This is a genomic window from Pseudomonas sp. LB3P93 (genome assembly GCF_054898025.1).
Genome location: NZ_CM142713.1, coordinates 2,105,127 through 2,125,678 on the forward strand (window position 1 = coordinate 2,105,127; position 20,552 = coordinate 2,125,678).

A 20,552-nucleotide genomic window follows, 5' to 3' on the forward strand; every position below is an offset into this window, starting at 1 on the left:
TGCGTGGGCAAAACGCCTGTCAGAACATAGAGTTGGCGCCACGTTTTAAAGCGGTTTGCGAGTTGTAAACCCCTTATTTTTCAGCATTTTTTATAGAGGCACGGGATTACATGGAAATCGGTCTGCGCGAGTGGCTGATCGTCATCGGCATTATTGTCATTGCCGGTATTCTTTTCGATGGCTGGCGTCGCATGCGCGGCGGCAAGGGAAAACTGAAATTCCGTCTTGACCGAAGTTTGTCCAACCTGCCGGACGAGGACACCAGCGCCGAGCTATTGGGCCCGCCCCGCGTCCTGGATAATCATAAAGAACCGCAACTGGACGAGCACGATCTGCCGTCGGTCAGCATGCCTGCCCGTGAACCGCGTGAATCGGGTTCCAAGCGCGGCAAGCGTAGCCACGGCGAGCCTTCCCAGGGCGACATGAACCTCAGCCTGGACCTCGACGGCGGCCCGAGCTTCAGCAGCCGTGACGACGATTTCCCGGATGACACCAAGGCCTCGCCTTCGGTCAGCGACAAGGAACAACCGCAAGCCGAAGAAGTGCTGGTGATCAGCGTGATCTGCCGTGACGCGGCCGGCTTCAAAGGCCCGGCGTTGTTGCAGAACATTCTGGAAAGCGGTCTGCGTTTTGGCGAGATGGATATTTTCCACCGCCACGAAAGCATGGCTGGCAACGGTGAAGTCCTGTTCTCCATGGCCAATGCGGTCAAGCCGGGCATCTTCGATCTGGACGACATCGACCACTTCAGCACGCCGGCGGTGAGCTTCTTCCTCGGCCTGCCAGGCCCGCGTCATCCGAAGCAAGCGTTCGACGTGATGGTGGCTGCGGCGCGCAAACTGTCTCAGGAGCTGAACGGCGAACTGAAAGACGACCAGCGCAGCGTGCTGACCGCCCAGACGATTGAACACTACCGTCAGCGCATCGTTGAATTCGAACGTCGCGCCCTGACCCAGAAGCGTTGATTCAAAAGGTTGTTCCCGCGCCGTGCGCGGGACGATCAGCAAAATAGATTGAGCAGCCTCGGCTGCTCTTTTGCTTTATGAGAGAACACCCATGACCGCCGCCAAAACCCGCATTCTAGAACTGCGCGCTGAGTTGGATCAGCACAACTACCGTTATCACGTGCTGGACGAGCCGAGCATTCCGGACGTCGAATACGATCGGTTGTTCCACGAGCTCAAGGCCCTTGAAGCGGCCAATCCGGACTTGATCACCAGCGACTCGCCGACTCAGCGCGTCGGCAGCGCGGCGCTGTCGGCGTTCACTCAGGTGCGTCACGAAGTGCCGATGCTCAGCCTCGGCAACGCCTTCGAAGAAACCGACATGCGCGAGTTCGATCGCCGGGTGACTGAAGGCCTCGACCTGCCGGCCGGCGACTTGTTTGGCGACGGCGCGGCGGTGGAATACAGCTGCGAACCGAAGCTCGATGGCCTGGCGGTCAGCCTGCTTTATCAGGACGGCGTATTGGTACGCGGCGCGACACGTGGCGACGGCACCACCGGCGAAGACATCAGCGTCAACGTGCGCACCGTGCGCAATATCCCGCTCAAGCTGCAAGGCACGGGCTGGCCGGCGACCCTGGAAGTGCGCGGCGAAGTGTTCATGTCCAAGGCCGGTTTCGAGCGCCTGAACGCCACGCAACTGGAAGTCGGCGGCAAGACCTTCGCCAACCCGCGCAACGCGGCGGCAGGCAGCCTGCGGCAACTGGATTCGAAGATCACCGCCAACCGTCCGCTGGAATTCTGCTGCTATGGCATCGGCCAGACTTCGGCCGATATTGCCGACACGCACATTGGCAATCTCAAGCAGCTCCAGGCATGGGGCATGCCGATCAGTCGTGAGCTGAAACTGGCGCACGGCATTGACGAGTGCCTGGATTACTACCGCGACATCGGTGAGCGCCGCAACGGGCTGGCCTATGAAATCGATGGCGTGGTGTTCAAAGTCAACAGCATCGCGTCCCAGCGTGAACTGGGTTTCCGCGCTCGTGAGCCGCGTTGGGCGATTGCCCATAAATTCCCGGCCATGGAAGAACTCACCGAACTGCTCGACGTGGAATTCCAGGTCGGCCGCACCGGCGCCGTGACTCCGGTGGCGCGCTTGAAGCCGGTCAAGGTCGCCGGGGTCACCGTGGCCAATGCGACCTTGCACAACATGGATGAAGTGGCGCGTCTGGGCCTGATGATTGGCGATACCGTGATCATTCGTCGCGCGGGTGACGTGATTCCGCAAGTGGTGCAGGTGGTCATGGAGCGCCGTCCGGACGACGCGCGTGCGGTGCAGATTCCCGAGAAGTGCCCGGTCTGCGGCTCGCATGTCGAGCGCACGCAGTTGGTCAAGCGCAGCAAGGGTCGCGAGACCGTCAGCGAAGGCGCGGTCTATCGCTGCGTCGGTCGACTGGCCTGCGGCGCGCAACTCAAGCAGGCGATCATTCACTTCGTCTCTCGTCGCGCAATGGACATTGAAGGTCTCGGCGAGAAGAGCGTCGAGCAGTTGGTGGACGAAGGGCTGGTGAATTCGCCGGCCGATCTGTTCGCCCTGACGTTCGAACAAATCGTCGATCTGGAAGGCTTCGCCGAGCTGTCGAGCAAAAACCTGCTCGGCGCCATTGAAGACAGCAAGCAGCCGAGCCTTGCACGGTTTATCTACGCCCTCGGGATACCGGATGTCGGCGAAGAGACGGCCAAGGTGCTGGCGCGTTCTCTCGGCGCGCTGGAGCGGGTTCAACAAGCGTTGCCGCAAGTGCTGACGTACTTGCCGGATGTCGGCCTGGAAGTGGCTCACGAGATTCACAGCTTCTTTGAAGATGCGCATAACCAGCAGGTGATTGCGGATCTGCTCAAGCACGGCATGCAGATTCAGGATCAGGGCGAGCTGGGTGCCGAGTTTGCCGCCAGCACCACGCTGGGCGGTTTCCTCGACAAGCTGCACATTCCTTCGGTCGGGCCGGGCGGGGCGCAGAAGCTGGCGGACAAGTTCGGTTCGCTGAAAGGCGTGTTCGACGCTGACTGGCTGGACATGCGTCAGGCATTGCCGGAGAAGCAGGCGAACTCGGTTCGCGAGTTTTTTGCCGTGGCAGAAAATCGCCAGATTGCCGAGGCTGCTGAAAAGCAGCTGCGCGATTTCGGCATGCACTGGCAGAGCGAGAAGAAGGTCGTCGAAGGCCTGCCGCTGGCTGGTCAGACTTGGGTGCTGACCGGTTCGCTGGAATTGATGAGCCGTGATATCGCCAAGGACAAACTCGAAAGCCTCGGTGCCAAGGTGGCGGGTTCGGTGTCGGCCAAGACCCATTGCGTGGTGGCTGGGCCGGGTGCTGGCTCAAAACTGACCAAGGCTAATGAGCTGGGACTGAAGGTTCTCGATGAAGAGGCGTTTGTCGAGTTTCTGAGTAAGCACGGTATTGCGGTTTAGTTGATCGTTCCCACGCTCTGCGTGGTAACGCATCCCGTGACGCTCCGCGTCACAGCGGACGCGGAGCGTCCGGGGCGGCATTCCCACGCAGAGCGTGGGAACGATCCTTGTCAGGGAATGATCTAGTCTTGGCAAGCCCCAGGGAGAGATCGCCATGTACCGCTTTTTCGAACAGCTCAGCTCACGCATCGCCGCGCCCTTCATGGGCGAAAGTTCGCGCAACAGCAAGGTCTGGCATTGCCGCTGCGGGCAGTCGTTGTTCTTTCGCAACAGCCAGTGCCTGGCCTGTTCGGCAGCGCTGGGTTATCAGCCGGAGCAGAGCCGCTTGTCGTCGCTGCAGCCAGGCTTGCAGGCGGACACCTGGCTGCTCGACGCCGATCCCGAAGCCGGCCTGTTCCGGCGCTGCGCCAACCTCGACTCTCCCGCTGCGTGCAATTGGCTGCTGCCGGCCAATGACCACGATGCGTTGTGCATCGCCTGTAGCTTGAATCGCACCATCCCTGACTTGTCGATTGCCGAAAACCACGACCGTTGGCGCAAGGTCGAAACCGCCAAGCGTCGTCTGGTTGCACAGTTGATCAGCCTCGGTTTACAGGTGATTCCAAAATCCGTCGACGAACAGACCGGCCTGGCCTTCGACTTCATCGGTGTCGACCTTGAAGGCAAGCCGCCGACCACGGGGCACGCCAACGGTCTGATCACCCTCGATATCAAGGAAGCCGACGACGCCCACCGCGAAAAGGTCCGGGTGCAAATGCACGAGCCTTATCGAACGCTGCTCGGGCATTTTCGACATGAAGTTGGGCATTACTACTGGGACCGGTTGATCGCCAACAGTCACTGGTTGGAACCGTTCCGCAGCCTGTTCGGCGATGAGCGTGTCAGCTACGCCGACGCTCTGGAGCGCCATTACCAACAAGGCGCACCACTTGACTGGCAGCAACAATGCGTCAGCGCCTACGCCACCATGCATCCGTGGGAGGACTGGGCGGAAACCTGGGCGCATTACCTGCACATGATGGACGCGGTGGACACGGCACTGGGGTTTGGCATGAGCGCGCGGGAGATGGATTTCGACTACCAGCGATTTCCGTCCGAGACCCTCTACGATCCACAGCATCCTGGTGGTGCGGCGTTCCTGTCGTTCGTCAACGCGTGGATCGAACTGGCGGGCATGCTTAATGAGCTGTCTCGCAGCATGGGCCAGCCGGATTTCTATCCGTTCGTCCTGCCGCCAGCGGTGATTGCCAAGCTGCACTTCATCCACCTGGTGATCCAGCAAGAGGGCGGCAGGGCGGATGAGGTGTTGCAAGACCTGTAACCACCTGCATCCGCTTGTAGCAGCTGTCGAGCTTGCGAGGCTGCGTTCGGCTCGGTCCGCGCTCGGGCGAAGCAGTCGCAAAATCAGGCGGCGCGGTTTTGCAGGTAAAACCGAGAGTGCCGGATAAACGACTGCTTCGCCCGAGCGCGGACCGAGCCGAACGCAGCCTCGCAGGCTCGACAGCTGCTACAGGGCTGCGGTGTTCTTCGGGTTTTGCATGTCCTTGAAGCAGCACATGTTTTTTAATCCCCCCGAACGGTTGTAACTTCGTCTCAGATAGGTACAATGGCGCGGCTCGCCGTCAGGTGAGCGTCGTTATGGTGACCCCATCGGTCCCCCCGCAACGATTACCCGTGAACCTGGTCAGATCCGGAAGGAAGCAGCCACAGCGGGAACATTGTGTGCCGGGGTGTGGCTGGTGGGGTTACCACCTATCTCTAAGTCCTTGATTCTACAAGGATTTGTCAGTAAAAAATCTCGAAGTGTGACAGCGTTTAGTGACACCAAAGTGGTGCACTGCGATTGCAATCCTATCATGTATATTTTTCCTCACCATTGAAGTCATCCAGTTTGCATTGTCGTCGGTAAGCTGTCGGTGGATGAGCGAGGAGATTCAAAACCTCGTCGTGTTCCTTGCTGTGGGTTGGGTTCAAGTTCCTATTTCCGCCATTCACATAACAAGGGTTGTAGGCAACGGTTTACAGAGTGGTTTTTGGCAATGTGCGTAAAATTGTGTGGGGGGATTTTTCGCTAGAAGTGCCCGGTGATCCTGCATTGCAAGGATGGGTGATTTGGGCGATGCTGTGGCAATTTCTATATTAGGAAGATGTATATGGATGTTGTCATTCCTTCTGACGCCAAGCACAGTCGTGTCGAAAAACAGCGTAGTCTGGTCAGATCCGCCCTTACGACTGTCTACGATCACCAGTTACTCGCGGCCCAAAATGCGTTTTCTGGGCTGAAGGGTAAAACCCGAGCGGTAATTCTGGCTGCCGAAATGCAGTCCGGAAAATCTGGTGTCTCTCTCGCCATTGCCTCTCTTCAGAGGCTAAGTCTGTCGGATGAAGATATTGTCAGTCAGCAGCTATTAAAAGATTCTCTTTACATCATGACTATGGCCGATGTCTCGCTATTGGCGCAGGCCAGAGAGGATCTCAAGCTGGCAGGGAATTTGGTTGTCTCAAATTTGACGCATTTCGAAAGAGATATTGAAAAAATCTTTGTTCATCAGGCGCCCAAGTTAATTATTGTCGATGAGTGCCATTACGGCTCCGGCGACAAAGCAATCCGGTATGAAAAACTGTTCGATTACATTGAGAAAGTGAACACCGGGTGCAAAGTCGTTTTTATTTCGGCCACCCCCTTGAGCGCTTTATTGGCCACAGAAGGGGAATCGATAATTAGTCGTCAGATTAAGACAAAGCTGGTGTTTCATCGGACCAGCGATGAGTACTATGGCGTGCGAAAGATGCTTGCCAATGATCAAGTTCACCCGCTTGACGGTAAGGCTCGCAACTTCCTGAATGCTTCGAGTGAGCGGAAAGCCTTTATTGATACTCTCGTAAACTGCGAGCAGCCGGGCTGGGCTTTGGTGCGTGTTCCTAGTGGAGCTGCGATGGATGCCAAAGATATGCTGGCTAGGCACGGATTGAGTCGTCATAACATCCACATTATAGGCCAGTCCTTAGTCGGTGTGCCCCAAGAAGACTTGGTTGATATCGACGAGTTTCGGCAGAGATATGAAGAGGCTATCCAGTTCGATGAGAAAATCGTTGCTATCACGGTGGCAGGCTTTCGGGCGGGTATCAACTTTGGCCATGACATGAAACGGAGCCTGATAGCCACTTGGGACAGTACGATATCCAACGTAGCGGCGGTCGTGCAGGCTAATATCGGTCGGGCATGTGGTTATCACTCTAACCAGAAAGCAGTTCATTACACTAATCGTCACGCTGTGAGCGCCTATGGAGAAGTTCTCGATTACTTAGAGTCCCATTGCACGACGACTGCGACCGACGACATTGCTGGCTTGCGAGAGAAATACGAAAGCATTTGCAGAAAATATCTTGTTAGGGGGCTGGATGCGGGAGCTACGGTTACTTCAGCAGGGCGTACTCCATCAAGCCTAAAAAAAATAGACGATGTCTACTTGGTCGACAGTTATTTGTTAGTCCCGGCGCAGTTGGCAAACGCTACTGCTGATTTTGCGGATTACACAGAGGATGGGGAATTATTAGATTCCATCCAGGCCATCCGGAGTACCTTCTTGACTAAGGATGGGCAGCCCGAGGTAAAGACATCTCGACAGTTGAGGGGGGCTAAGTGGATGACCGCCAACTGGGTAAATGGTGATACGTACGATAATCGTGAGAAGGCGATGGTTCATGGTACATATCAGGAAAGACTGCTTAAGATTAAGGCGGCACTTGACGATGAGCGTGGCTATCCTTTTAACGATACTGTAGTGGTGGGGGGTGGGGTTGCCAGTGCGGATAAAACTGTATCGGCCTTCATTTTTAGTACATACAATGAATCCCGACGCGTGGGTGCTACCCAAAAACGCATGACTCAAGAACAGCTTGATGATCTCGCGAGTTGGTTCAATGTGCCTAACGATGATACGTTTCTGTTTTTGGTCAAGCGTGGTGAATTCAGTCGAGAACTGACAGATGAACGGATTAATGCTGCTCTGAAAAAGGCTACCAACTCTTCAATATATGAGCACAATCACTTCCTCCAAAAATGAATATTGAAAATACGTATTTTCCAATCTACGCCCTGGATCAGGAAAACTTTGGTCTATGTTATTACTGTGGATGCGAGGCTACCCAGCGGGATTGCGTACCACCGCTGCGATACTTGGCAATTTATGAGAAGCACTATGGTGTCGCTCAGCGGATGGCAATCCCCTGTTGTGCAGAGTGTCATGGTTTTTTGATAGCTGTTAGTGCTTCAAGTCTTGAGGAACGTGTGAAGGTCGTCAAAAATCGCATATCTTCGAAGTATAAGAAGGCTTTGAGGATTTACAGTTCTTGGGACCAAGATGATCTAGATGAACTCTCAGTTGCTCTTCAAAAAAGCATCCGGTCCGGCATAGCCCTGGGGGAGGAGGCTTACATGCGTTTGTGTTTCAAAGGCTTTTCTTACGAGTACGAAGGGCAGCGAAGTCACGCGATTGTGCAAGAGAGGGTAACCTATGAAGTGCTAGGTGATATCTTTGAAAATTTACGCGATGCCTTACTGTTTGCTTCTCGCTCCTATAAGATAAACATCCATAAGCTTGAAGAGTATTTCCTAGAGGTGGGTGGAGACATCCAAGGAGCAGTGGCACGTTATTTCTCTGATATGGAGAAGGCCTTGCTCGAAAAAAAAATCAAAGATTTATGCAAAGAGTTTTGCAAATTGCATAATCAAAGCCCGACCTTTGTCGAAAAGACAGTGCGAATTTACCTTGATATGTACGAGGATCAGAGTGTGGAGTGGTGCTTGGATAAGATTTTTCGCGAGCGAATTACTCGTTAGACTATTTCTAGTCTTTGTTAAATGCGTTCACGATTCTCATGATAATTCAAAAGACTAGGTGCCTGAGGCAGCTAGCCGTATGAGTTCTCTTCCGCCACTATCATTGTTTTCATCGTGGACCGCAGGGATGGAATCGTACATGCGCCCTAATTTTTCAATGTTAGGATAAAGGTATGTTCGGAGGGAGAATCGGCATCAGATTCAAGTGGGCAAGTGCGGTGAGGGTTTTCTGTCTATCGCTCGCAGTGGTGGCGCCCATCGGACTCTTGCTTTACTTGCCTTTGGGCAGCCCAAACACCCAGCTTGGGTTCAGGTTATTGGCTCAGTTGCTGAGATAATTGTTGCATGGCTGATTCAGTGATTAGAACTTAGTATCGTATCTCATTAAAAATACGAATATCTCCTGATAATTAAAAATAAACTGGGCAGCAGTCGTTCGGCGGTGGCTGATATGCCAAAAATCATTCAAATAATATATGTAATCCCCTGGTTTGGCTTCATCCTTATTTTTTGGTGAGTTTACTTAGGCCTTTCTGACGAAAAATGATGTCACTGGCTCGAATACGCATTAGTGGTCGGCCAAGTAGCTTTGCGATCAATAGCTCTAGGCGCACCCAGCCCGAAGTTTTGGCTGCGGGTGACTCAACTAGTAGAACTGCATGTGAAAATAATAATGCGCGTATAACACGCACCTGCTCCCAGCGTGAGCCAGTGTCTTGAAGGCAGTGGATGAACGGCATGCAAACGTCTCGCAAATGTTCATCCAGCATTCGAAGGGTGTCTGTTGTGACCACTCCGTCCCGGCGTGAGTAGCTGACAAAGAGCCTCACTTAATAATGCTCAAGTTGTACAGACCCCATGTTGAAAAATCAATAACCAAGAGTATTGCGTAGAGCCACATGGAATGGTTGAAACCTGCTGCGAAAATACGCTTGTAGAGTGGTGCCTCTACCCTTGATTGTTCGATAACTTTCGCTGAAAGCGAGTCAACTATTTTTGTCGAGTGTGCTGAAGCAAGTCGTTCACGAATTGCATTCATCATTCCACGTAGCTTAACTTGATAGTAGTATCCAGTGGCGTCTAAGAACCAAAAGCACAAAGCAATGGTAAATCCAGTGACAAATATCGAATGATCAAGTTTGTCTGATGTGAATTTAATAACGAACGCCAAAACAACAAATAGCGTTGTGATACAGAATTTTTTTATCTCAAAACAAAAGCTGCTGATTTGCGATACTGCTCCATGTAATTGATCGAGAAGCTTCCAGTCCAGTTCGTCATTTAAACTTTTGGTATAGGGTTTAATCAATGCATTCATTTTTTTCTGCTTATCTGCTGCTGCGGTATGGGGGGTTCTCAGAATGTAACACCTCTTGTATGGACTAGAAAAGTAAGGTTAGCTTCAATACTGGTAGTGACCAATACCTTCAGTCGCAACTATGGCTATCATTGTAGGTCGTGACCTCCCTTCGAAATTCACTGAGTCCAATCAGTCAAAATCGGCACCTACAGGATGGAGTATCGCCCTAAAATATCAATGAGGTATCTTGCAAAACGGCAGATTTCCCGCAAAGGCTGGGTCGAGGTTAAGAGCCATTCCCGTGCCACCTTGCCCTCAGCGGCTACAAATTCAAAATATCACGGTACGAAAACCGCCCGCAGGCGACTTATGTCACGCTGGTGAGGCTTACAGAGTCAGCTCCCTCTTGATGCGGTAAACGGTTGCAATTCCCACGTCAGCAATTTTGGCGATTTCTTCCACGGTGTTGCCATTCCGCTTAAGCAAGCCCGCTACTTTGTCCCACTTCGCTTGATTCCGCCCCTTGCCAGCGGGCTTCCACTCCGGCTCTGCCGCACGCTTGTTCTCCAGACCTTCCCTAATCCGCTGTACCCGCTTCTCCTGATCAAGGCGGGCCATAGTTGCCATCAGGTCCAGCAACATGCAGTTGATTACTTCCATGATTTGTCCGGTGATGCCCTTGTCCTCAACCATCATATGACTGGTGGGCAGGTCAGCCACTACCAGGCGAAGCCCCTTTTCCTTAATGGTTGCCTTAAGAGTGTTCCAGTCGGTTTGCGATAGGCGGCTTAGCCGATCTACAGACTCAACCAACAGCACTTCACCCTTATCGGCAGTGTTCAGCAGTCGCATCAACTCAGGACGGTTGAGTTTTGTCCCGCTGATGTTCTCGGCGTACACACCCGTGATGTGCAAACCTTTATCAGCGGCGAACGATTCCATTGCGACTTTCGCTCGGTGGGCGTCCTGATCCTTTGTACTGGCACGCAGGTAAAGATGAGTATTCATGATCTAGTATCCTTTGTTCTTAGATTCGATAGGTCAATGATAATTGAATCATATAGCTATCTGCAATATTCATTTGATAGTGGTTTTGAGGATGCTGCCGGCCTACCAGACCTGTCTAGTCCTTTGATCGTCAGATCATCAGTATTTATTCAGTAGTGAGATAGTCTCCCATGGAAGCCGACGACATTTATTGACGTACTCGGTTGGAGGTGAATTTGCCATCAGAAATTTCGTGGTCTGGAAATTTTTTAGCGCCTGTTTTTTTAGATTGATTCATACCAAAACAAAGGGGACCCATAAGCCCCTTTAGCCCTTTCTGAGAGCACGTAGTCGGTCCCCCGGTGCCACCCCTTTTTTAGCCGATAAGTGATGTAAAGTTTTTTGATCGTCGGATCATCAAGATTTATCCAGTAGCGAGGTAGTCATACCCATGGCCGCCGACGGGATGATCTAAGTGCTTGGCTGGGGACTGGAACGGGTTTCACTCGATGTGACACAGCGATGTGTTGCGGGCCTGTCGATAGCGGATTGCTATATTGGTGCTGCTGGATGGGGGAGCGGTGTCGGTTAACTGGTCAATCCGATGCAATTACCAAGCGTCGCAAGACCACCAAAATGGTCGTCTTGTGAGAGCAGCCGTTTACCCGTTCAGGCCTGGAAGGGAGCAGCTGCATCGTTTAGGTACACCGAAGTGGTGCCTCTTTCCGAGCGTTCTAGTCGACTATTTCTCCGCTCTCCAAGCTTATGCTTGAGGCGCTGCATATGCGCTCGTGTCGAGTATCCTTCTTTTGCTACTGATCAATGGTTTCTTACTGAGCTGATTGGTTTTCTGGTCAGCCACGGTATAGTGGCATCGTAATGGCGATGTCTGTTTTGAAATTTGCTAAATTAAAACTCAGGATGGCGATACTTCGGGAAGTAGCTAGGCGCTGGTACGTCCGAACACATGGAATCAAGTGGTTATTGAAATGACAGTGTCAAGCATGGACAGGCACGAAGCTGGCGAAAGGTTAAGCAACCTAAGCGTGGAAGCGAACGTGGATGAAGAGATAGTAGCTCGCAATGAGCGACTAGAGCGCATTGGTCCTCTATGCATGCCCGCAACTGATGGAAACAAGCCACGTACCAGCGTCGGTAAATATAGTGGCAAACTCCTGTACGAGCATACACAGCAACTGATGAAAACTGTCACTAGTGAAGTTGGAATATCAGTGAGCAAAAAAATAATAACCAAAATAAATCTCCCATCAAGACCTAGGGGTTTCTCTTGAAATGCATTTACCTCAAATCGACACATAAACAAAAATTTAACAGTTCATTGTCTTTGCTTGTGGTATGAGTTTAGGGAGAAGTATATGTATGTCTTCAAGAATACGGAGCGAAATAATAGTAAGGCCTCGCAGTACGAAACAAAGTCCCTTCTCTATCTAATCGGTCTGCGTACAGATAGGCAAAAAATTTCAATATTGGCAATAGATTGTTTTAATGATATCACAGGTCTCAGCGACAGTGGTGCAAAGCTGTGGGATGTACAGTCGAAGGGAGAAGCTAATCTAACGCCCCAAAAAATCGGAAAGTACCTGTATACACTTTACAGTAATCACAGTTCAGTATTTGTATTTCATGAATACATTTTTTTCATGCCGCCATTGAAAACATCCTACCTGAATGGTGATATAGGCTATTACTACACATTAGACAATTTTAAAGTAGTAGAAAAGAAAAAAATAGAGATTGGTTTATCTACTGAGCTAACCCGGCTTGGTATTCCAGTAGTTAAAAAAACAATCGATAATTTTCTCAGTAACGTTGTCTTTGTGGAGGATAGAGAACCTTCCGCAATGTACGTAAAAAGTGTCCTGGAATTTAATGGTAAGGATAAAAAGCCTGATTCTTTTTATGATGAAATATTTAATGAAATTAGAAATCAACAAGTGATTAAGAAGCTTTCATGTATAGAGGGTTTAAGTATCTCAAAGCCTTTAGATGTGCTTAATTTTAATAGGCATATCGAGAAAAAAGAAATTCATATGTTGTTAGTGAATAGGCTTGTTGGTGTAGACCTCTTTTCACAAAAGGGGTTTCCGTTTGAATTCTATGCAGAGGCAGTATCTAGAGGTTTTGATACTGAAGATCTGCATGATCTATCCCAAGATTGTCAGGCTAGTATAAGTAAAGCTTTTTTTAACAAGAATTCAAAAAAAGAATTCTGGAAGATTCTCGAACATATAATGAATTCAATCGAGAAAAACCCCAAAATATCCATAGTCGAAATTTACAATAGTATTAGCAGCGCGATTATACAAAGACTAACGGTTCTAGATAGAGATGGCATACTGTTCCTCTCTGCACTTATTAAAGATGGTCTAAAAAATGAGAATTAAAAAAATCGCGTTTGGAAATGCCTCTGAAGCTTTTATTGAGTCTCGACTTGAAGAGCGAATCAATATCATATACAGCGACGAAAATAACAAAGGGAAGACCCTGGTCATACAAGGTCTCATGTATTGCCTCGGGAATGAGCCGATTTTTCCAGCAGGATTTGAATACAAAAAATACCATTTTTACGTCCAGTTCACCGTCGAAGATAATACTTTCGAGATAGTGAGGAGGAATAGTTCGTTTATAATTAAGACATCCGGCGGAATGCAAATATGCAACTCAGTATCAGAACTAAAATATTTTTTCGATGAGAATATATGTCGACTGCCTCGGATGTTGAAGGATGGGCATGAGCGGTTAGTTGATCCAGCATTGTTTTTTGAAATATTTTTCATAGGCCAAGATAAGCGTGATACGTCAAGTATCTTTAATAAAGGCTTTTATAAGAATGATGATTTTATCAGCATGCTATTCGCAATGGGGGAGCCAGCACAGCAAAGTCTCTCGGCGAGCTATCTAGAGCAAATAAAGAATCAAATAAAAATCAAGCGTCAAAGAGTGGTAATGCTTAAGAGAAGTTCTGCCAAGATAAAGGTTGATCCAGAGATTGCTGCTATCGCCCTAGCGGACTCGGGTAGCAATTCTTTCGAAGAGCGTAAGAAGCATTTGGTTGATATTTATGCGGATTTAACAAAATTACAGAAACAAAGAACAAGGGAGCTTAATCGGGCGCAAAAGCTTGAGAGTTTGATAGACGAACTAAATTCCTTGAACAGAAATCTTGAAGAGGGACTTGTGGTCTGTGCGGATTGTGGAAGCGAAAGAGTAATATACAAGAGTAAAGACTTAGAATTTGAGGTGAGCAATAAGTCGGTTAAAGACTCTATTATGGGCTCTATCAAGAATAGCATTGCGCTCAAGAAAGAAATCATCTATGACCTGAGTGTGCAAGTCGAGTCAATACAAAACCAGTTGACACAAGAGATAAACAAATCACCACCTTCCTTTCGTGAGTTTATTCTGTTTAGCGAGGGATTGGGGGAGGCGAAAAAATTTGATGAGGAAATAGCCAAGCTATTGGCAGAGATTGGGGCATTTATGCAGCTATTGGAGCGTGGAACGACTGTTAGTGAGAAGGAAAGAGAAAGACAGCTACAAGCGCTTTCTGAAATACTGAGTAAAGTTAGTTACTATTATCACGAGATCGACAAAAATGGTAGGTTGGAATTCAGTTCATTATTCACAAAAAAAGACGAAACATACTCAGGGAGTGAAGGGCAGGAATTCTATTTTTGCAAGGCGTTAGCCCTTAGGGATTATTTGAATCATCCATTTCCTATTGTAATCGACTCATTCAGAGATGGTGAAATATCAACTGCGAAGGAAGAGGTGATGCTCAAGCTCTTAAGTGAAATTGAGAATCAAGTAATACTAACCTCAACGTTAAAATCAGAAGAGTATATTAGGGAGAAATATAAGCGAACAGACAATATTAATCCGATCGACTACAGCCCTCATAGAGACTCAGCGATACTTGACCCGAAATATAGCGCTGCGTTTAAGCAACTACTCAGTGAGTTAAATATCAGAACGCTGTCGTAGAGGGTCGAGTGGCATTGGGCTGATGCGGTCGTTTCCATGGGGCTACTCCTTGAAGGGATCATTTAACGTAGTATCACGATATTAAGGCATCTTCAACTGATCAGCCCTATTTAGATGATGCCAGTACAGGGGGCGATGAACAGTATCGTCTAACAGTCGTTTGGTGATGCGTTGTTATCATTGTGCCAATCACGTATGGAATTGCTGAGGAGTGAGCAATGGGCATTGCATTGGAAGATTTAAGGCCGACCGGCAAGTGGATGATCATAGATTGCGTGCAAAGCGCGGGTATTGACGTCCGAGCGTGGGGTTTCAGGAAAAAAGATGGCCAGCCAGTCACGCTACCTCAATCAAATGGAGGGTACTGTTATGAATGGTCTTTCCGAAGCATCGATGGACGCATATTGCTGTTGTGCGTTTGGTTCGAAGAAATAGACCTGGACAGCCAAGGACGTGTTTGTTTCGTTGGAAATCTGAGGGCGTATGCAGACACGCTGATCCGACAGCTTGAAAAAGACCCAAAAAACAGAAGCCGAACGATCAAAGATCCGCGCATCAATCGTGCACAGCATTTCAGCTCGACGGTCCAGCTTGCCCACATGAACTCGACGTCGGTACGGGTGGTAATCGTGTCGGGGCCTGTCCGAGAACCAGACGATATTGATGCTGACAATGATCGTGCTGTTGGCCGCTATTTGGACGATGAGTCTTGGCGAGTAGAAAGCTTTGACGATGACACCGGTGCCTTTGTTCTAGTACGTGGGGATAACCGTCGATTGAGTGTAGGGGATGGGACTGACTCTGCCGATATGGTCGACAGTGCAGCCGAAACCGGCGATGTTGATGATGGAAAAATTATTGTGGACCAGTTTCATGCGGATATGCGCCCCTTGGCTTACACCTACAAAGGCGAGCAGAAGTATCGTGACCCAAGGGTCCGAGCGCTCGTACTGGCAAGGTCAAAAGGTCTATGCGAATTGACGTCTGTGCCGGGATTCCAAATGGCGAATGGTGGTGTTTATCTTGAAACCCATCACATCGTTCCACTTTCTGAAGGTGGTCCAGATACAGTTGAAAACGTCATAGCCTTGTCGGCGGATGCACATCGGAGGGCACACCACGCTGTTGGCCGGGATGAGTTGCGTCAACAGTGCTTTGATGTCATCGCTTCTCATTATGTATAAATTTGGTTCGGTTTAAGGCGGGATAAAAGTTGAGGGTGTAAGCCCCGTTTTCAGGGGCTTTTTTCATACGCGTTTATTTCTGAAGGTTATTTGATCTGTTGTATTTTGTCCTCTAGGATACCCCTATTTTATTAGGTCATAGGATGGAATGACTCAGCTTTAAAATATAAAAAGGCACATAAGGCCAGTGCTATGTCGTCTGGTCGTTCTATCATACTATTGTGTAAAGAAATGCCTCTAAATGGCGTATTTTGATGCATTGGTACAATGGTTCTGTCACTTGTCCTTAGGTTTTTAGGCTGTTGTCAGCGAAGGTCGTGGCAAAAAAACAACAAAAAATGCTTTTACATTAATATTTTGTGCTGTTCTATACCGGTTGTGATTTTAGTCAAACTGCATCGCGTTTGATGTAGAACTCCTGGTTGATCCGAGGTAGCGCCGTAGGCAATAGGAACGGATGTGTTTGTTAAAAGTCTAGGCTTTTAAAGCATCATAGATGATCGCTAGGGTTATGGTCTGTTAACTTTGATTGCACGAGCTTGCGAGTGCACCCGGTACGGGTGATCAAAATCAATAAAAACCGATATTGCCTTTGGTTTTCTAAATGATTTAAGTGCTTTTAGGACGGTTGATGGCGGTTTAAAACCGAAGCCGAAGCCGAAGCCGAAGGCTGAGGGCTGAGGGCTGGTTACAGAGGTTTTTAAATCTAGAACTACTATTGTGTTCAAGTCGTTCCAGATACACGCTTCGCGTAGAATGCACTTCGTGCCTTCTGGTTTGATCTGTGTTTAAAATAGCTGTTTGGGTTCTAGACCATGCTTGAGAACTTTAAAAGGCGGCCATATCTCTAAGAAGTATTCTTAGGGTTGCGGCCGTTTTTATGCAGGCTAGCCGCCCAGCTTTCACCGGGCGGAATCAGTATTATACGAAGAACTGTTCCAGGCCTTCGACAGGCTTGACTGGTAAGCTTTCGCGTACGCTCTTTGTCCACGTACGGGCAGTTCTCTCGGCTACCTTCCAAAGCTCCATCACAGCTTTATTGATGTCGGCCTGTTTAAATCCGTTATTGAACCCATGTTTGATGAAATTAATGGCTTTGGTTTTTTCATCGGGTGGGGTTGTAGACCTGCCGTCTGGTTTCGCAGAAATGGTCAACGCCAAACGATGATCAATAATAGCGTCCGTCATATACGTTTGCTTGAAGTAGTTCGCGACTTCTGCATCCTGCACGTAGAAATACACCGGCTTGGTGTTTCCCCAAGTCCGAATTGCGGTGCGGGTGACAGCTTGCAAGCTTGCCTCATGCTTGTTTTTAACGATCCAAGCTTTAATTAGCTCAGTTAAATTAATGTCGTACCTGTCACCTACAACCTTTAGACAGGTTGTATCGTTTGGGCTTGGTTTTCCGGAAAACAACAGTAAGGCAGCGGTACTGTCCTGATAGCAGTTCAATCCACGACAATCCATCGGGACAAATTTAATTTTAGTATTCGCTTTTTGAGCCTGCGGTTGATATTTTTCGCTGAATTTAGACCACGAGTTCTGAATGACCAAGAAATTTTCATTGGGCGAATGCTGAATTGCTGTTTCAAATACCCGATCAATGATTTGATTATTCTGCCCGTCATGAGTGTATCCCAGGTTTCCTTCTTCATTTGCTAATACTTTTGATTTCGACCAACTACCATTTAACATTGGATAAATATATATGGGGCAGTTGTACTTGGATGGTTCGGGGGTCAGCTTCGAACGTGTGTATTTGTATCCCAGTTTCTTTGCAAAAAGGTCAAACAGTCCTCCATCAATATTTGCAGCCAATATATGGGTTTCCCTTGCCCGATCAATCTGAGCAAACACGGATTTTTCGACAATAGTGTGGAAGTTGATAATTCCGCCTTTTTCCGTTTCAACGAGCACGATATTTCCGGTCAAGATTGTGTCATAAATTTTGTGTTCAATGGCCGATAATGTAGACGCGTTATCCTTATTCGACATTGATGATTTGTACGTTTTTACCCGAGCCGTTATTTCGGTAAGCAGACCATCCTTGATTTGTAGTTGATTATTAAAAGCTTCGGTGGTTGCAAAGATTGTTTCTGCTTCTTTGGATTTCAAGGTGAAATGATTGATATCCATGAACTCAGGGATTTCATCGATTATCAGGAGGTAACCTTTGAGAAGAATCGGGTCGGTGCGCCTCAAAGCATCGTGTGTGACGATAATCAACGGATGAGCCTTGCTCCTAAGAACTTGGGCCAAGACCCTTGTTACTGATGTTTTATTGTGTTTGATTTCATCCTGGTCACTGTTAATGATCAGGGGGGTTAGATTTGCTTTTCTCATTGTTTTCAAGATGTCGTCGTTTAATTTTAACGTTGGAAGCGCCATGACTACTTTGAATCCATTATTAATATAGTCTGGGATTTTATTGACTACGGCCTGCGTCTTCCCTGCACCGGGTGCGGCAATGGCAGTGTAAATAATTTTTTTGGTCATTAGGGTATATACCTTTTTTAGGATGAATTAGCCCCGGCTGATAGCGATGACTGTTCATCGCTTTTCAACTGGGAAGTGCGTTTGGATTGACGCTAATATACCGCACGGCGAAGTGATTCTAAACAGTTTCGATGGGTATTTTTACGCTCGGTAGGATGGGGTAAGGCATGATAACTAACGTGTGGTTGTTCGTGCCAAGTAGTAATTTGATTGAATCGTTATGGTGGTTGTTTTGTTGGTATTGTGGGGTGGTATTAGTTCTATGTTTTTAATTTGATATAATTGTTTGGGGTGCCTTCGTGGGGTTGTAGAACTTTCGCAGGCACCCCTTTTTTATTTGCTGGGTATCAGTCCGGCGGCATTTTGTAATGCTGGAAAGCTTCTGTATTTCCTCTGCCATCCTGGACAAGGGATTCATTCAATAACGGTCACCCTAGTTTGAGTACGCGTGACCGGTGATCCAATCGCTAACCCCTGTGGCGATTCCAACCTGTCTGGCTGGCTGTCGAGGTTATGTCTGCAACGACAAGCGGACCCTTCTTTTCGATCCTCAAAGCAATCTCGTTAACAGTAACGGCTAGGGCCTATTAGTTTTTCAAGCCGGGCGATCATGTCAGCCAGCAAGCGGATGTCATTCATCGCTGGTCTCCATACGCATGGAGGTTTGGTTTGTATAGCCTAGATCTGTTGCTTGGGCTTGAGGTGCAAGTTCGATGTGTCGCAGTGCGTCCGCCATTGCCTTCAATGGGTTGCGACTGCCGTAGATGCTGAACGTCACTGCACCGTCCTCGTGTCCTGCTATTCGCTTGATTAGAGAGTCCTGGACTCCGGAATCCCGAAGATCATCGATCAGCGTATGTCGAAAGCTGTGGAATGTTTTCTTGGGGTCGGTGATCCCGCGTTTCACCTTGTAACGCCCGAACCATTTCGACGGCGCATGGCCCAGCTTCCCCCGAACCGTTTCCAGTTCAGGGAACAGGCGATCCGCACCAGTGCTCCTCACCGATTCAACGTGCTGCAACAACCCCAGGTCGATCAGTGCCGGGTGCAACGGGAGAATTCGACGGCTGCTGGAGTTCTTCAGGTTCTGGCCTTCCCTGCTGTCATCGATACGGATGCACTGGACGCCCTGTTGTTCGATAAAATCATCCACACGCAATTGGCAGAGCTCTTCCAGTCGGGCGCCAGTGGCTCGCCCAAGGAACGGCAACCAGTAACGCCAAGGGTGTTTGCGGGCTTGTACCTTGAGTGCAGCCGAATCCAGCAGCGTCGTCAGATCGTGTCGATCAAAAGATGACCTCGCCTCCTTGGCCGATCCCGTCATTACTTTCATGCCCACCAGTGGGTTGTCCGCGATGTACCCGTTTGCCTTGCACCAGCTCAGGAAGGCAGAAAGCTTGCGTAAGCGATTGTTCACGGTGACGGCGGTGATGGTCTTGTAAGTGGCGCCAGACTCCACCACCTGAATAAGAGTCTTGCCTTCATATTCGGGGCGTAGACCGAAGTACTGCGGGCATCGACTCAACCGTTCTTTCAGCAGTCTGGCTTGCTGAGCGTCGAAGGCTTCGACTGGCATGTCACCCATCAGCTCGAACAGATCACGTAGGGAACGTTCCACCTCGAAGGTGCTGACCGTCCGCCATGTACCACCGCGTTTGCCTTCTTCTATATAGATCTTCGACAGGGTAGACAGAGCGGGACCATCAGTGACTAATTTTGCTGGCTTGGCTATGGGCTGGTGTGATCGATGCCAGGAGGATGGGGCAGGGCATGCATCTCGCCATTCAGTGCAAAGCCTACGCAACGTCAGGAGGTCTGCCAGAGGGTGTTCGGATAGGTGTCTATGCACCTGCTGGGCGAGGGAAGTCGCCAGAAATAGGGCGCTCTGACGGTGCCTAATATTCAAGCTCAAACGCAAAGTGTTACAGCGTGGGAAAAGGTGCTTGGGTAGTCGGAGGTTCAGGTAATAGAAGGCTCCGCGTCGGATCAGGTAGGCCATATGTGTGACACCCATGTGTGACAGCAAAGTGTGACAATGCTGGCTACACCCCGAGTGCTGACAGTCCGTGCTGGGTCCTGGAACGGATGATTTGAAGCGACCTTAACAGCCTGAACCCCTCGTAATACATGGCCCCGCAACGATTACCCGTGAACCTGGTCAGATCCGGAAGGAAGCAGCCACAGCGGGAACATTGTGTGCCGGGGTGTGGCTGGTGGGGTTGCCTCCATAACGCACCGCGAATCCTCTCTCGCGTTTTCTGTCTAAAAATACTTATTTGTCGTGCTGCCATGGCGCTTGTTCCAGGCGGTTTTTTGTCGTTTC

General features: G+C 49.4%; 12 protein-coding genes and 2 other RNA genes. 10 read left to right on the top strand and 4 right to left on the bottom strand.

Annotated features, from left to right (window positions below; all coding sequences use genetic code 11):
* The first annotated feature begins 110 nt into the window (after positions 1-110).
* The 6 genes from zipA to ACYZT8_RS09415 all read left to right on the top strand — a co-directional run bounded on the left by zipA (position 111) and on the right by ACYZT8_RS09415 (position 8,257).
* Positions 111-965 carry a cell division protein ZipA gene (gene zipA, locus ACYZT8_RS09390; protein WP_461980524.1) on the top strand — a complete coding sequence of 285 codons (855 nt, stop codon included), beginning with the start codon at positions 111-113 and terminating at the stop codon, positions 963-965.
* A 91-nt stretch (positions 966-1,056) separates the two neighbouring features.
* Positions 1,057-3,414 carry an NAD-dependent DNA ligase LigA gene (ligA, locus tag ACYZT8_RS09395; protein WP_461980526.1) on the top strand — a complete coding sequence of 786 codons (2,358 nt, stop codon included), beginning with the start codon at positions 1,057-1,059 and terminating at the stop codon, positions 3,412-3,414.
* Between the two features lie 154 nt (positions 3,415-3,568).
* The gene (locus tag ACYZT8_RS09400; protein ID WP_461980528.1) at positions 3,569-4,735 is read left to right on the top strand and encodes a zinc-binding metallopeptidase family protein; all 1,167 of its coding nucleotides are present in this window, start codon (positions 3,569-3,571) and stop codon (positions 4,733-4,735) included.
* Between the two features lie 327 nt (positions 4,736-5,062).
* Positions 5,063-5,159, top strand: an RNA gene (gene ffs / locus ACYZT8_RS09405) — signal recognition particle sRNA small type.
* 408 nt (positions 5,160-5,567) lie between these two features.
* Entirely contained in the window at positions 5,568-7,481 is a 1,914-nt protein-coding gene (locus tag ACYZT8_RS09410; protein ID WP_461980530.1) for a DEAD/DEAH box helicase family protein, read from the top strand.
* Entirely contained in the window at positions 7,478-8,257 is a 780-nt protein-coding gene (locus ACYZT8_RS09415; protein WP_461980532.1) for a hypothetical protein, read from the top strand. The genes ACYZT8_RS09410 and ACYZT8_RS09415 overlap by 4 nt, the downstream gene beginning before the upstream one ends.
* 826 nt (positions 8,258-9,083) lie before the next feature.
* On the opposite strand, the gene ACYZT8_RS09420 is transcribed toward ACYZT8_RS09415, so the two are convergent.
* Both ACYZT8_RS09420 and ACYZT8_RS09425 read right to left on the bottom strand, forming a co-directional pair.
* Positions 9,084-9,575 (bottom strand): hypothetical protein, encoded by a 492-nt coding sequence (locus tag ACYZT8_RS09420; protein WP_461980534.1) that lies wholly within the window; start codon positions 9,573-9,575, stop codon positions 9,084-9,086.
* 369 nt (positions 9,576-9,944) lie between these two features.
* Complete coding sequence (locus tag ACYZT8_RS09425; RefSeq protein WP_461980536.1) at positions 9,945-10,565, bottom strand: recombinase family protein; 621 nt, start codon at positions 10,563-10,565, stop codon at positions 9,945-9,947.
* A 1,355-nt stretch (positions 10,566-11,920) separates the two neighbouring features.
* On the opposite strand from ACYZT8_RS09425, the gene ACYZT8_RS09430 reads away from it, so the two are divergent.
* The 3 genes from ACYZT8_RS09430 (at position 11,921) to ACYZT8_RS09440 (ending at position 15,733) form a co-directional block, all read left to right on the top strand.
* Complete coding sequence (locus tag ACYZT8_RS09430) at positions 11,921-12,949, top strand: hypothetical protein (RefSeq protein ID WP_461980538.1); 1,029 nt, start codon at positions 11,921-11,923, stop codon at positions 12,947-12,949.
* Positions 12,939-14,549 carry a V-type ATP synthase subunit I domain-containing protein gene (locus tag ACYZT8_RS09435; protein ID WP_461980540.1) on the top strand — a complete coding sequence of 537 codons (1,611 nt, stop codon included), beginning with the start codon at positions 12,939-12,941 and terminating at the stop codon, positions 14,547-14,549. Before ACYZT8_RS09430 ends, ACYZT8_RS09435 begins: the two co-directional genes overlap by 11 nt.
* A gap of 218 nt (positions 14,550-14,767) precedes the next feature.
* Positions 14,768-15,733 carry an HNH endonuclease signature motif containing protein gene (locus ACYZT8_RS09440; protein WP_109628895.1) on the top strand — a complete coding sequence of 322 codons (966 nt, stop codon included), beginning with the start codon at positions 14,768-14,770 and terminating at the stop codon, positions 15,731-15,733.
* Positions 15,734-16,654: 921 nt separating this feature from the next.
* On the opposite strand, the gene ACYZT8_RS09445 is transcribed toward ACYZT8_RS09440, so the two are convergent.
* Both ACYZT8_RS09445 and ACYZT8_RS09450 read right to left on the bottom strand, forming a co-directional pair.
* The gene (locus ACYZT8_RS09445; RefSeq protein WP_461980542.1) at positions 16,655-18,229 is read right to left on the bottom strand and encodes a DEAD/DEAH box helicase family protein; all 1,575 of its coding nucleotides are present in this window, start codon (positions 18,227-18,229) and stop codon (positions 16,655-16,657) included.
* A gap of 631 nt (positions 18,230-18,860) precedes the next feature.
* Positions 18,861-20,228, bottom strand: coding sequence for a site-specific integrase (locus tag ACYZT8_RS09450; RefSeq protein WP_461980544.1), 1,368 nt, complete (start codon positions 20,226-20,228; stop codon positions 18,861-18,863).
* A 128-nt stretch (positions 20,229-20,356) separates the two neighbouring features.
* Here ACYZT8_RS09450 and ffs (ACYZT8_RS09455) point away from each other — a divergent pair.
* Positions 20,357-20,441: signal recognition particle sRNA small type (gene ffs, locus ACYZT8_RS09455), an RNA gene on the top strand.
* The last annotated feature ends 111 nt before the right edge of the window (positions 20,442-20,552 follow it).

Excerpts from the sequence above, each read along its gene's own strand:
- zipA (WP_461980524.1), top strand. The coding sequence starts at position 111 with ATGGAAATCGGTCTGCGCGAGTGGCTGATCGTCATCGGCATTATTGTC.
- ligA (WP_461980526.1), top strand. The coding sequence starts at position 1,057 with ATGACCGCCGCCAAAACCCGCATTCTAGAACTGCGCGCTGAGTTGGAT.
- ACYZT8_RS09400 (WP_461980528.1), top strand. The coding sequence starts at position 3,569 with ATGTACCGCTTTTTCGAACAGCTCAGCTCACGCATCGCCGCGCCCTTC.
- ACYZT8_RS09410 (WP_461980530.1), top strand. The coding sequence starts at position 5,568 with ATGGATGTTGTCATTCCTTCTGACGCCAAGCACAGTCGTGTCGAAAAA.
- ACYZT8_RS09415 (WP_461980532.1), top strand. The coding sequence starts at position 7,478 with ATGAATATTGAAAATACGTATTTTCCAATCTACGCCCTGGATCAGGAA.
- ACYZT8_RS09420 (WP_461980534.1), bottom strand. The coding sequence starts at position 9,575 with ATGAATGCATTGATTAAACCCTATACCAAAAGTTTAAATGACGAACTG.
- ACYZT8_RS09425 (WP_461980536.1), bottom strand. The coding sequence starts at position 10,565 with ATGAATACTCATCTTTACCTGCGTGCCAGTACAAAGGATCAGGACGCC.
- ACYZT8_RS09430 (WP_461980538.1), top strand. The coding sequence starts at position 11,921 with ATGTATGTCTTCAAGAATACGGAGCGAAATAATAGTAAGGCCTCGCAG.
- ACYZT8_RS09435 (WP_461980540.1), top strand. The coding sequence starts at position 12,939 with ATGAGAATTAAAAAAATCGCGTTTGGAAATGCCTCTGAAGCTTTTATT.
- ACYZT8_RS09440 (WP_109628895.1), top strand. The coding sequence starts at position 14,768 with ATGGGCATTGCATTGGAAGATTTAAGGCCGACCGGCAAGTGGATGATC.
- ACYZT8_RS09445 (WP_461980542.1), bottom strand. The coding sequence starts at position 18,229 with ATGACCAAAAAAATTATTTACACTGCCATTGCCGCACCCGGTGCAGGG.
- ACYZT8_RS09450 (WP_461980544.1), bottom strand. The coding sequence starts at position 20,228 with ATGGCCTACCTGATCCGACGCGGAGCCTTCTATTACCTGAACCTCCGA.